This is a genomic window from Microbacterium halotolerans (assembly GCF_003569805.1).
Lineage (GTDB): Bacteria > Actinomycetota > Actinomycetes > Actinomycetales > Microbacteriaceae > Microbacterium > Microbacterium halotolerans.
Map to the genome: position 1 here is coordinate 572299 of NZ_KZ984051.1, position 12287 is coordinate 584585.

Genomic DNA, 12287 nt, shown 5'->3' on the forward strand with positions numbered 1-12287 from the left:
TCCTGCCCTCTGTCCGTCAGGCTGTCGCCTCGGCGAGCAGCTCGAGCACGTGGCGGTAGCGCTCACCGGTGGCTCGTGTCATGCCGATCTCGCACGTGCGGTTGCACGAAGCGTGCGCGTCGGCGCCCAGCTCGACCACCTCAGCCGCTTCGGCTGCTGTGGCCGATGCGGTCAGCTCCGGATGGAGCATGCCCCTGTCGCCGGCGAAGCCGCAGCACCCCCACGCATCGGGGACCCTCACCTCGCCTGCCACCGCTTCGGCGATGCGCACCAGGTCGTCGTCCAAGCCGGTCTGCCGCGACGAGCAGGTGGGATGCAGCACCAGGGTTCCGACGCGGCGCGCGGGGCTCACGCGAGGAAGCACCTCCTGAGCGGCGAAGGCGACCGCATCCTCGACGCGGACGCCCGCCTCCGCGAGGAGTCTGCCGAAGCCCTCGGTGCAGCTCGATGCATCGCTGACCACCGGCAGCCCGCTCTGCGACACCGCCTGCACTATCCGGTCGACGGTGCGGCGCCGGTTGATCCGGTAGCCGGCGCTGTGACCCTTCGACGACCAGGGCGTTCCGCAGCAGGTGCCCTCCACGCCGTCGGGCACGATCATCGCCAGCCCCGCCCGCTCCAGCAGCGTGACGAAGGCGTCCGTGACTCCCGTCCCTTCGCCCTCGGGGCCGAACATGCTGTTGACGCAGGCGGGAACGTACACGCCGGACGGCTCGACGCTCTCCGCCCCGACGCGACGGCCGAGGCGCCGCCTCGATGGCCCGCCGCCTGGCAGACCCGCGTCGTAGCGGGGAACCGCATCATCACCCAGCACCGCGCGACCGGCCGTGGTCACGGCTGTCACCGCCGGTGCTGGCAGCCGCGCAGCAGCGCTCAGCGCAGCCGACCCGGCACGGGTCACCGGCCCCCAGGCCGCCGCCGCGGCGCGCCAGACCGTGCCGCCCACCGGATCCGGCTTCTCGCGCCGCAGTCGCCTGACCAGATCGCCGGTGTCGATCTGCACCGGGCATGCCGTCCGGCACATTCCGTCGACGGCGCACGTCTGCACCCCGGCGAACTCGTAGTCGCGCTCCAGCTCGCGCGCCGTCTCCTCGTCGCCGCGCTGCCGCGCCGACTCCGCCGCCCTGCGCACCACGATCCGCTGCCGCGGGGTCAGCGTGATGTCACGGCTCGGGCACACCGGCTCGCAGTAGCCGCACTCCACGCAGCGGTCGACCTCCTGCTCGACCGACGGATTCAGCTTGATGTTCCGCATGTGCGCGTCAGGGTCGTCCTCGATCAGCACCCCGGGATTCATCACGCCGGCCGGATCGAACAGCCGCTTGATCTCGCGCATCACCTCGTACAGCTCGTCGCCGTACTGTCGTCGCACGAAGGGCGCCATCGCCCTTCCCGTGCCGTGCTCGGCCTTCAGATTGCCGCCGGCCTCGAGCACGAGATCGACCATCCCGTCGGTGAAGCCGGTGTACCTGCTCAGCGCGTCTTCGCCCTCGAAACGATCGGTGAGCATGAAATGGATGTTGCCGTCCTTGGCATGGCCGAAGATCACCGAGTCGTCGTAGCCGTAGCGGTCGAGCATGTCCTGAAGCCCCTCGCAGGTGTCGGCGAGGCGGTCCGCGGGCACCACGACGTCTTCCAGCAGAGCCGTCGTCCCTGTCGGTCTCGCCTCCGCCACCGAGGCGTACAGTCCCTTCCGGAAGCTCCAGGCCCTTCCCCGTGCCACCGGGTCGGAGCGGAAGCTCACGGGCGTGCGCAGTCCCGACCCGTTCAGCAGTTCGGCACCGGCCTTCGTCAGCTCCGTCAACTCGTCCTCGTGATCGGCGCGGTACTCGACCAGCAGGGCCGCCTGCGATCCCGGATCGAAGCCGAGGATCTCATCCGGTGCCCCCGCCAGTCGCTGGCCGACGGCGAGCGACGCGGAGTCCATCAGCTCCAGAGTGGCCGCGCCGGAGACGACCAGCTCGGGAAGCCCTCTGGTCGCGCCGTCGAGGTCGGAGAACACGGCCAGCGCGGTCGACACCCGCTTCTGCACGCGAACCGTGCGGAAGGTCGCCTCTGCGACGAACGCGAGCGTGCCTTCGGAACCGATCACCAGGTGGGCGAGAAGCTGCGTCGGCGACTCATGGTCCAGGAAGGAGTTGACGCCGTAGCCCATGGTGTTCTTCAGAGCGAACTGCCGTTCGATGCGCGTCACGGAATCCGGATCGGAGAGCACGCGCCGCCGCAGCCGCATGAGGCCTTCGGCCAACTCGGGTTCGCGGTCGCGGAGCTGGCGTTCGGCATCGGGGTCTGCTGTGTCGATCGTCGTGCCTGAGGGAAGCACGACCACCATCGACTCCAGCGTGCGATAGGCGTTCTCGACGACGCCGCAGGCCATGCCGCTGGAGTTGTTGGCGATCACTCCGCCGATGGTGCACGCCGCCTCGCTCGCCGGATCGGGCCCGAGCCGACGACCGTGGCGGAGAAGGCGAGCGTTCACCTGCGCCACCGTGGCACCGGGCTGCACGCGGACGCGGCGCCCGTCGTCGAGCACGTCGATGCGACGGAACCGCTGCCGCGTGTCGACCATGATCCCGGAGCCCGAGGCCTGACCCGAGAGGCTGGTGCCGCCGGAGCGGAACGTCACCGGTGTCCTCCTCCTGCTCGCCGCCGACAGCAGCGCGGCGACCTCTGCGGCGTCGGCCGCGACCACGACGGCCGACGGCGTGAGCAGGTAGTGCGAGGCGTCGCCTGCATAGGCTGCGCGATCGATCGCGCGCGTGCGCACTCTTTCCGATTCCGCGACGGTCGCCGCGACCTGCGGGTCGATCGCCGCGATATCCATGGCGGTCATCACACCTCCAGAGATGCGCCGGGAATGGCGGCGAGCAGTTCCCGAGTGTAGTCCTGCTGGGGTGCGCTGAAGATCCGGGCGGGTGTGCCCGACTCGACCACCCGTCCGCGCTGCATCACATGCACCTCGTGGGAGATCATCTGCACCACGGCGAGATCGTGGCTGATGAACAGATAGCTCAGCCCGAGTCGCTGCTGCAGATCGACGAGCAGATCGAGGATCTGCGCCTGCACCAGCACATCGAGCGCCGACACCGCCTCGTCCAGCACGACCAGCTCGGGCTCCAGGGCGATCGCCCTGGCGATCGCGACGCGCTGGCGCTGGCCGCCTGACAGCTCATGCGGCAGCCGGTCGAGCACCTCGGCGGGCAGCGCGACGTGCTCGAGCAGCTCCAGCGCCCTGGCTCGGCGAGATCGGCGGTCGCCGACCCGATGCACGCGCAGCGGTTCGGTGATCGACTCGGCGACGGTGTACCGCGGGTCGAGCGAGGCGAAGGGGTTCTGGAACACCGGCTGCACGCGTCGGCGCATGGCGAGCAGTCGGCGGCCGCGAAGCGATGCGAGGTCGCTGCCGCCGATCTCGATGGTGCCCTCGCTCGGAGTCTCCAGGCCGAGCAGGATCTTCGCGGTGGTCGACTTGCCCGAACCCGATTCCCCCACGATCGACACGGTGCGGCCGCGCGGGATCCGGAACGACACATCGCGTGCCGCCCAGAACTCCTGTCCGCGGGCCCTGCCGCGCAGCGCGTAGCGGCGCCCCACACCCGACACGGTGACCAGCGCTTCACCCGACGGCTCTTCGTCCGGCTCGGCCACCAGCGGCTCGGTCGCCAGGCTGGGGGCCGCGGAGACGAGCCGGCGGGTGTACTCGTGCTGAGGGTGCTCGAGGATGCTCCCGGCCGGCCCCTGCTCGACGAGCTCGCCTCGGTACATCACCAGAACGCGATCCGCGCGCTCGGCCGCAAGAGCGAGGTCGTGCGTGATCAGCACCACGGCGGTGCCGGTGCGGTCGGTGAGCTCCGTCATGGTGTCGAGGATGCGCCGCTGCACCGTCACGTCGAGCGCGCTGGTCGGCTCGTCGGCGATCAGCAGTCGCGGCTCGCACGCCAGCCCCATGGCGATCAGCACGCGCTGGCGCATCCCGCCGGAGAACTCGTGCGGATACTGCTGATAGCGCTGCTCCGGGTCGGGGATGCCGACCCGCTCGAGGAGCTCCAGCACCCTCGCGCGACCGTCGGCGCCCCGACCGTGCACGCTCAGCGCCTCGAGGATCTGCGCACCGACGGTGTGCACAGGGTTCAGGTTCGACATCGGGTCCTGAGGCACCAGCCCGATCCCGGCGCCGCGCAGTGCGATCATCTCCCGTTCGGAGAGCGCGGTCAGCTCCCTCGCCTCGAACCGGATGCTCCCGCCCGATACGCTGCCGTTGGCCGCCAGCAGCCGGTTGATCGACGCGGCGACGGTGGACTTGCCGGATCCCGACTCTCCGACGATGGCGACCGTCTCTCCAGGCGCCACGTCGAAGCTCACGTCCCGCACGGCCGAGAACGGGCCGGCAGGAGTGTCGAAGGAGACCTGCAGGTTCCTCACGGAGAGCAGGGGCTGGGTCGCCGCCGTCTGCGGTTCGGTCATCGTCGTGCTCCCGTCGTCGGATGGAGGATGTGATCGGCGGCGGCCATCGCGTCGCGCCACATCTGCTCCACAGGTGCCAGTCTTGTGCGTTCAGGGACCGGATCGCCGTGCAGTCGGTTGGTGAGCATGGCCACGCGGACCGGTGGATCACCGTGCTCGGCCGCCGCCGCGGCGACGAACGCACCGGTGAACCCCGGATGGCCGACGAACAGCCGGCGGCGTCCGCGCCATGGCAGCAGATAGGTGCGCATGCCTCTGCCCTGTCCGGGGTCGTGCTCGATCGTCATCGCAGCGGCGGTGGGAGCGTCGATCCCCAGCCGCGCCGGTTCCGCCAGCGCGTCGGCGACTCGCAGCAGGCCGTCGGCGTCCGCGAACCATCCCGCATGGCCTGCGGCGCCGCGATAGGCATGGAAGGCGTTGCCGTCGCCGATCTCGTCGCGGACGACGCCGCGACGCCATCCGAAGGCGTCCGCAGCCGCCGTGACCGCGTCGTTCGCATCGGCGGCGATCGGATAGGGATCGCCGCTGCGCACCATATCCTCCTCGATCGCGTCGCCGTCCGCTCCGGCGAACGCGGCGCGGCCGGAGAGCGGGCCTGCGGCGACGACGGTCTCCGCGCCGAGCGGATCGAGAACCAGCGCGCGGACGGCGTCGGCGAAGGACAGACCGGTCACCGCGGACACGACCCCGCCGACGGCCTGCATGCCGAGATCGGAATACGCACGTCGCTGGTCGCGCGGCGAGCCCGGCGCCACCCGCAGCGCGGCCGCAAGCGGGTCGGCACCGGCATCGGGAAGCAGATAGACCGGCCACCACGGCGCGACTCCGCCGCGATGCCGGAGAAGCTCGTCGACGGTGGCATCGGCGTGAACACCGGCACGTCCGCCCAGCAGCCTGCCGAGTGCGTCGTCCGCGTGGAGCTCGCCCCGCGAGATCAGCGCCTGTGCGGCCAGAGTCGTCAGCGTCTTGCCCACAGAGGCGGTGTCCTGCACGTGATCGACTCTCGCGTGCTCACCCGAGCGCAGATCGGCCACGCCCGACGCGGCCGTCTCCCCATCACCGCCTTCGACGATCGCGAACACGGCTCCCTCGGGCGCGGAGCGTGAATCGGATCGCGGCGCGATCAGCCCATCCGCCACCGGCTGCAGCAAGGCGCTCTTCCGGGGCGTCCTCCGAACCGGGTCGCTCATGCCGCCTCCTCGAGGAGGCGGCCGAGGCCCAGACCCGCAGTGATCGGCAGCCGGATCGTCGCGCCGTCGTACCTTGCGCCGCCGGCGAGCGGAGCGCCATCCGTCCACAGACCTCCGTCGAGATCGTGCACGGCGTCCGGAAGCGTGACGGCGAGGTGCGCCGCGGCTGTCACGCCGACCACCGACTCCAGCATGCAGCCGACCAGCACCCCGGTGCCCGACGCCGTGGCGAGCTCCATCATCCGGAGGGCCGGTGTGATTCCGCCGGACTTGGCGAGCTTGATGTTGACGAGGTCGGCCGCGCCCATCCGGATCAGCTCCCGCAGATCGCGCTCGTTCCAGCAGCTCTCGTCGACGAGCACCGGAGTGCGCACCGCGGCGGTCACCTCCGCGAGCGCCTCGATGTCACCGGCGGGCGTGGGCTGCTCGACCAGCTCGACTCCCAGGCCGTCCTCCTCCCAGCCGTTGAGCAGCCGGATGGCGTCTGCCGCACTCCATCCCTGGTTCGCGTCGACGCGCAGCGCCACCTCTGCGGCCGGGCCGGATCTGAGCGCGCGCAGCACTCGATCATCGCGGTCGGGGTCGGTGCCGAGCTTGACCTTCAGCGTCGTGAAGCCGTCGCCGACGTGCTCGGCCGCCGCGGCGAGCACGTCGGCCTCCCGAGCGGCGGACAGCGTCATGTCGGTGACGACGGCGGCGGAGCTCCCTGTCGAGAGCAGGCGGTGCAGCGGCATGCCTTCGTGCTGCGCCAGAAGATCCCAGAGGGCGCAGTCCACGGCCGCCCGTACCGCGGCATTGCCGATCAGCGCGGTCTCCGCCGCTGCTCCCCAGGCATCGCGATCGCGGAGCTCGAACCCACTGACCGCGTCCTGCAGCGGGCCGGTGATCGCTGCTTCCGCACCGGCAGCGCCGGTTCCGGTGACCCGCCAGCTCAGCGCGACCTCTCCCCATCCGGTGCGGCCTTCGTCGTCCGACGCGCTCACGAGGACCGTGTCGAGCGCATCCGCCCGCCGCACCGCCGTCACGAAGGGGTGCCTCAGCGGCAGGCGCACACGATGCGCGCGCAGGGCGGCGATGCGGGTCATGTCCGTTCCGTCCGCACACGCAGGAAGGTCGGCGCCGCCATCGGCTCAGGGAGCCGCAGCGGTTCTGCACCCGGAGTGAGGGTGCCCAGCGTTCTCGGCGCCGCAGCTCCTGTGGCACTGGGGACGTTTCCCGCCGCTCCGTGCCAGGTGAGATGCCCGAGCAGTGCCATCAGCACCGCCTCCTTCTCGTCTGCGCCGATGCCCAGGTCGTCGGTGCGACCCACGCGGGTGCCTGGCAGCCCCTTCGCCAGCCCTGACATCAAGATGTCGTTGTGCACCCCGCCCCCGGAGACGAACAGCTCGTCGAGACGTTCCGGACGCAGTGCCTCGACGACAGTGCGCACGGTGAGTTCGGTGAGGGTGGCCACCAGATCGGCGTCGGAGGGCTCGCGTCCACCGAGCGCGTCCTGCACGTACCGCAGGTGGAACAGCTCCTTGCCGGTGCTCTTGGGCGGCGAAAGCCGGTAGTAGGGGTCGGCTAGCAGGGCGGAGAGCAGCTCCTCGTCGACGGTGCCCGAGGCGGCGATCGCGCCGCCTGCGTCATATCCGTCGGGGTGCAGACCCCGATCGACGACGACGGCGTCGATGAGGGCGTTGGCCGGGCCGATGTCCCACGCCCGCGCCGAGCCCGGGTCGACAGCGCCCGAGACGACCGTGACGTTCGAGATGCCGCCGAGGTTCAGCGCCCCGGCAGAACCCCGCCCTGCAAGCAGCAGCGCGTCGATCGTGGACGCCAGCGGCGCACCCTGCCCGCCGGCGGCGATGTCCCTGATCCGGACGTCCGACAGCACGGGAGCCCCGGTCCGCTCGGCGATCCATGCCGCCTGACCGAGTTGCAGGGTGCCGAGCACCTCAGCGTCCGAGACCCAGTGGAACACGGTCTGGCCGTGCGACACCACGAGATCGACGGGGCCCGCGGCCTCGATCGCCGTGACGGCGGCATCCGCGAAGGCCTGCCCGATCTCGGTGTCGAGACGGGCCACCTCCGCCAGCGTGGTCTGGGCCGGTGGAAGCGCCCCGACCAGTCGTTCCCGCAGAGGGGCGTCATAAGGCGCTGATGCGTGATGCCTCACCGATGCCGACAGTCCGTGCTCCGCATCAGCAGACGACAGCGCGTCGAAGTCGACGACGGCGCTGTCGATGCCGTCGTGCGATGTTCCCGAGATCAGCCCGAGTACCCTCATCGCCGATCCTTCCCGGTCAGTGCCTGCCGCAGTCGGCCTCCGGCGGAGGAGAGCTCCTGCCTCGCCTCGTCGACCCGAAGCCCGCGCATCAGCGACAGGATCGCGACCGGCACGGCGTAGTCGGCGGCCCGGAGCGCGGCGACCGCCGCGTCGTGATCGACCTCGGCAACGCGCATCACCATGCGTGCCGCCCGCTCGCGGAGCTTGTCGTTGGAGGCGCTGACATCGATCATCAGATTGCCGTAGGTCTTGCCAAGCCGCACCATCACGATCGTCGAGAACATGTTCAGCACGAGCTTCTGCGCCGTCCCCGCCTTCAGCCTGGTGGACCCGCTGACGACCTCAGGCCCCACCACCACTTCGATGGCGTGATCGACGCTGGCGCTGAGCGGGACATCCGCGTTGCACGACAGGCCGACGCTCAGAGCGCCCAGCTCGCGAGCGCGACTCACCGCACCGATAACGAAGGGCGTGCGCCCGGATGCGGCGACCCCGACCACCGAGTCCAACGGCCCGACGCCGGCGTCGTCCATCGCCGCGGCGCCCGCGGCCTCGTCGTCCTCTGCGCCCTCGATCGCGTCGACGAGCGCGCGCGGCCCGCCGGCGATGATGCCGACGACCAGGTCGTGCGTGGAGAAGGTCGGCGGTATCTCCGACGCGTCGAGCACCCCGATGCGCCCGGGCGTCCCGGCACCGACGTAGAGCAGTCGGCCTCCGCGCGACATCCGCTCGCTGACCTGCTCGATCGCCGCCGAGATGCGCGGCAGCTCGTCGCGCACGGCGAGCGGCACGGTCTGATCGGCTTCGTTCATCAGAACCGCGAGATCGGCGACGTCCATCGCGTCGATGTTCGCGAAACGCGGATCGGCCGATTCCGTGGCTGGTTCGTCGAGAATCATTCCCTACCGTCCTTTGCGGTTCGGGTCGAGGGCGTCGCGCAGCCCGTCGCCGAGAAGGTTGAGCCCGATGATGAGCAGGATGAGCACGGCACCTGGCGCGAACATGGTCCACGGTGCGGCCACGACGAGCGTCTGGGCGTCGAACACCATCGAGCCGAGTGAGGCGGCGGGCGGCGGAGTGCCGAAGCCGAGGAAGCTCAGCGACGCTTCCGTCAGCACCGCCCACGACAGCGACAGCGTGATCTGCACGATCAGGATGCCGGTGATGTTGGGCAGGATGTGGCGCAGCATGATGGACGCGGAGTTCATGCCGGTCGCGCGCGCCGCGCTGACGTAGTCGATCTCGCGCAGCGACAGCACCGGCCCTCGGGTGACGCGCACGAAGATCGGCGTGTACACGACGGCGATGGCGACCGCAACGGTGAACCAGGTGCGTTCGAAGACTGAAGCGAGGGTGAGCGCGAGCAGCAGCGGCGGGAAGGCGAACAGCACGTTCGTCAGACCGCCGATCAGGGTGTCGGATGCGCCGCGCAGGTATCCGGAGACGATGCCGCCGACCGTCCCGACGACGGCGGAGAACAGCACGGCCACCAGGGCGACCACGGCGGAGTTCGCCACACCGGCTGCCACGCGCGCGAGCACGTCGCGGCCGAACTGATCGGTGCCGAACACGTGCTCCCCTCCCGGCGGGAGAAGTCGCGCAGTCGGATCCTGCGCGGCGGAGTCGTAGGGCAGCAGTCCGAGGGAGGAGGCGAGCGCGAGCACGACGAGCAGAACGATGATGATGAGCCCTGCCAGCCCGCTGGGGCTGCGCAGCAGCGCACCGGCGATGCCGCGACCGACACGTGCGGCCGCGGGGGCGGAAGCGGTTGTCAAACTCATGCGGCACGCACCCTCGGGTCGATCCGGCGGTAGAGCAGGTCGGTGAGCAGATTCACCACGACGAACAGCAGTGCGATGACCAGCACGGTGCTCTGCACGACGGCGTACTCCTTCTGGTTGATGCCCAGCAGCACCTGTCGCCCGACGCCGGGCAGCGAGAAGATCTGCTCGACCACGACGGCACCGCCGAGCAGGTAGCCGAACTGCATCCCCGTCATGGTGACGATGGGCACCAGCGCGTTGCGCAGGATATGCCGCCGCTGCAGTCGGCGCGGCGGCACTCCCTTCGCCTTCGCAGTGCGGATGAAGTCGAGTCCGCTCACTTCGAGCACGGCTGTGCGTGTGGTGCGCATGATCGGGGCGGCGATGCCGAAGCCGAGCACGACGGCTGGCATCAGCATCTGCTGCAGGTTGAGCAGCGGGTCCTCCCAGAGCCTGGCGTAGCCGAGGCCGTTGGGGTTGAACGCCCAGGCCTGTGCGGCGATGCCGAGCAGCGTGGTCGCCAGCAGGAAGGCCGGGATGCCGAGCCCGGCGAGCCCGACGCCCTGCCCGAACCAGTCTCGGATGGAATCGGTTCTGCTGGCGGCGAGCATGCCGATCGGGATGCCGACCACCAGCGCGATGACGATGGCGAGGATCGCCAGTTCGAGCGTGACGGGGAGTGCCTGCAGCGTCATGTCGAGCACGCTCTGCTGCGCCCTGGACGAGTAGCCCAGGTTCCCGGTGAAGATCGCTCCGATCCAGGTGAAGAACTGGGCGATCAGCGGCTGGTCCATTCCGTAGTAGGCCTCGAGGGCCGCGCGCTGCTCCGGTGACAGTGCGGCGGCCTCGGTGCCGTAGGCGGCGGTGATCTGGTCACCGGGAATCGCCCGGAGCATGAGGAACACCGCCGCGGCGACGCCGGCGAGCGTCATCACGGCGCCGCCGAGTCGCCGCAACGGCGGCGAGGAGAGGAGTCTTCTCATGATGTCCTTCTCTCCGGCCGCCGGGCTCGAGGCCCGGCGGCCGGAAGGCTCGGCTACTGGATGGTGACGTTGCGCAGGTTCTGCAGCGAACCGTTCGCCATCGGTGTGAACCCGGCGACGTTCTCGGCTGTCGCCGTGTAGTTGTAGCTGGTGAACAGCCATACCCAGGCTGCCTGGTCCTCCAGCTCGGCTGCGATCTCGTCGTAGATCGCGACCCGCGCATCCGGATCCTGCTCCGCCTTGCCCTGCGCGAACAGGTCGTCGAGGCTGTCCGAGCTGTAGCCGGCGACGGTGTTCAGATTGCCGCCGCTGGTGAAGTAGCGCCCGTACATGGCATCGGGATCGGGCTGGCCGCCGTTGAGCGCGACAGCCAGCTCGTAGTCGGCGGCGACCCAGCGATCGACGTAGGTGCCCGACTCCAATGGCTCGATCTCAAGGGTGATGCCGACTTCCGCGAGCTGTGCCTGGATGTTCTCGGCCTCCGCGACTGCGGTGGAGTAGCCGTCCTGCATCACGATGGCGTGCAGCGTGAGACCGTCTTCGTAGCCCGCATCGGCGAGGTGCTGCTTCGCCGCGTCGATGTCCGCCTCGGGGCAGGGGCGTGCCGCTGGATCCGACTTGAATGCCGGCGATGTGATGGGGCCGGTGACCTCCCCGGCGCCGAGGGCTGCGGTGTCGAGGACCTCCTGCCGGTCGATGGCGCAGGCGATCGCCAGGCGCACGTCCGCGTCGTCGAGCGGGGCCGTTCTGGCGTTGATCTGCAGCGCGTGGTAGCTCAGCTGCGGGGTCTCGGCCACCTGGACGGTTCCACCGATGGTGTCGGAGACGAGCTGGTCGTCGAACACGGCCATCTGAACGCTGCCCGCCTGAAGAGCGGAGACGATCGCCGACTGGTCGGGGATGACTCGGAACTCGACTGCGTCCACCTCTGGCTCCCCGCCCCAGTGGTCGGGGTTCGCAGACAGTGTGAGTGACTCGTTCGCGGCGCGATCGTCGAACACGAACGCTCCGGTTCCGTTCGGCTCCGACTCGAGTGCGTCGAGATCGGCGTCTGAGGGAAGGATCGCGGTGGTCACCACGGCGAGCTTGGAGAACAGCGCCGCGTCCGGCGCGGACAGGGAGAACTCCACGGTGTGATCGTCGACGGCCGTCATCTCCTCGACCGCGGCGAGATTGGCGGCGGAGACGGCAGCGGTCGCCTCGTCCTTGATCGCGGTGTAGGAGGCGATGACGTCCTCGGCGTCGAAGTCCGAGCCGTCCGCGAAGGTGACGCCCTCGCGCAGATGGAAGGTGACCGTCGTCCCGTCGTCACTGGTCTCCCAGTTCTCGGCGAGACCGGGGACGACCGCGAGGTCGTCGTCGAACTCGGTCAGCGTGCCGTAGAGGTTCTGCAGCACGTTGATGGCCTGGAACTGCGTCGCCGTCCACGGCAGCAGCGTGTCGACGTCGGTCGTCACACCGACGACGAGGTTCTGGGGCGCATCGCCGGTCGGATCGCCGGATCCCGCGGGCGAGCCGCACGCGGAGAGGGCGACGAGACCGGCCGCGCCGATGGCGAGGGCCCCCGTGACCGTGCGGCCCCGATTGTGTCGAAACATGGAACAACTCCTGATCTGCT

General features: G+C 70.1%; 9 protein-coding genes. All 9 read right to left on the reverse strand.

The annotated features are described in order from the left end of the window. Positions 1 to 16: 16 nt before the first annotated feature. From DZG09_RS02590 to DZG09_RS02630, 9 genes are read right to left on the reverse strand one after another with little or no spacing between them, the layout of a single operon-like run. A complete protein-coding gene (locus DZG09_RS02590; protein WP_119696149.1) occupies positions 17 to 2833 on the reverse strand; it encodes an FAD-linked oxidase C-terminal domain-containing protein in 2817 nt (938 codons plus the stop codon). Continuing rightward, the gene (locus tag DZG09_RS02595) at positions 2833 to 4464 is read right to left on the reverse strand and encodes an ABC transporter ATP-binding protein (RefSeq protein WP_119696150.1); all 1632 of its coding nucleotides are present in this window, start codon (positions 4462 to 4464) and stop codon (positions 2833 to 2835) included. Before DZG09_RS02595 ends, DZG09_RS02590 begins: the two co-directional genes overlap by 1 nt. After that, positions 4461 to 5654, reverse strand: coding sequence for a serine hydrolase domain-containing protein (locus DZG09_RS02600; RefSeq protein ID WP_119696151.1), 1194 nt, complete (start codon positions 5652 to 5654; stop codon positions 4461 to 4463). Before DZG09_RS02600 ends, DZG09_RS02595 begins: the two co-directional genes overlap by 4 nt. Beyond that, on the reverse strand, positions 5651 to 6739 hold the full coding sequence (locus DZG09_RS02605; RefSeq protein ID WP_119696152.1) for a mandelate racemase/muconate lactonizing enzyme family protein: 1089 nt from the start codon (positions 6737 to 6739) through the stop codon (positions 5651 to 5653). Before DZG09_RS02605 ends, DZG09_RS02600 begins: the two co-directional genes overlap by 4 nt. Then, entirely contained in the window at positions 6736 to 7923 is a 1188-nt protein-coding gene (locus tag DZG09_RS02610; RefSeq protein WP_119696153.1) for an anhydro-N-acetylmuramic acid kinase, read from the reverse strand. Before DZG09_RS02610 ends, DZG09_RS02605 begins: the two co-directional genes overlap by 4 nt. After that, on the reverse strand, positions 7920 to 8822 hold the full coding sequence (gene murQ, locus DZG09_RS02615) for an N-acetylmuramic acid 6-phosphate etherase (protein ID WP_119696154.1): 903 nt from the start codon (positions 8820 to 8822) through the stop codon (positions 7920 to 7922). The genes DZG09_RS02610 and murQ overlap by 4 nt, the downstream gene beginning before the upstream one ends. A gap of 3 nt (positions 8823 to 8825) precedes the next feature. Further along, positions 8826 to 9704: an ABC transporter permease gene (locus DZG09_RS02620; protein ID WP_119696155.1), complete on the reverse strand. Its 879-nt coding sequence runs from the start codon at positions 9702 to 9704 to the stop codon at positions 8826 to 8828. Next, a complete protein-coding gene (locus DZG09_RS02625; RefSeq protein WP_119696156.1) occupies positions 9701 to 10669 on the reverse strand; it encodes an ABC transporter permease in 969 nt (322 codons plus the stop codon). The genes DZG09_RS02620 and DZG09_RS02625 overlap by 4 nt, the downstream gene beginning before the upstream one ends. Before the next feature lie 53 nt (positions 10670 to 10722). Beyond that, positions 10723 to 12267: an ABC transporter substrate-binding protein gene (locus tag DZG09_RS02630; protein ID WP_119696157.1), complete on the reverse strand. Its 1545-nt coding sequence runs from the start codon at positions 12265 to 12267 to the stop codon at positions 10723 to 10725. Between the last annotated feature and the right edge of the window lie 20 nt (positions 12268 to 12287).

Excerpts from the sequence above, each read along its gene's own strand:
- DZG09_RS02590 (WP_119696149.1), bottom strand. The coding sequence starts at position 2,833 with ATGACCGCCATGGATATCGCGGCGATCGACCCGCAGGTCGCGGCGACC.
- DZG09_RS02595 (WP_119696150.1), bottom strand. The coding sequence starts at position 4,464 with ATGACCGAACCGCAGACGGCGGCGACCCAGCCCCTGCTCTCCGTGAGG.
- DZG09_RS02600 (WP_119696151.1), bottom strand. The coding sequence starts at position 5,654 with ATGAGCGACCCGGTTCGGAGGACGCCCCGGAAGAGCGCCTTGCTGCAG.
- DZG09_RS02605 (WP_119696152.1), bottom strand. The coding sequence starts at position 6,739 with ATGACCCGCATCGCCGCCCTGCGCGCGCATCGTGTGCGCCTGCCGCTG.
- DZG09_RS02610 (WP_119696153.1), bottom strand. The coding sequence starts at position 7,923 with ATGAGGGTACTCGGGCTGATCTCGGGAACATCGCACGACGGCATCGAC.
- murQ (WP_119696154.1), bottom strand. The coding sequence starts at position 8,822 with ATGATTCTCGACGAACCAGCCACGGAATCGGCCGATCCGCGTTTCGCG.
- DZG09_RS02620 (WP_119696155.1), bottom strand. The coding sequence starts at position 9,704 with ATGAGTTTGACAACCGCTTCCGCCCCCGCGGCCGCACGTGTCGGTCGC.
- DZG09_RS02625 (WP_119696156.1), bottom strand. The coding sequence starts at position 10,669 with ATGAGAAGACTCCTCTCCTCGCCGCCGTTGCGGCGACTCGGCGGCGCC.
- DZG09_RS02630 (WP_119696157.1), bottom strand. The coding sequence starts at position 12,267 with ATGTTTCGACACAATCGGGGCCGCACGGTCACGGGGGCCCTCGCCATC.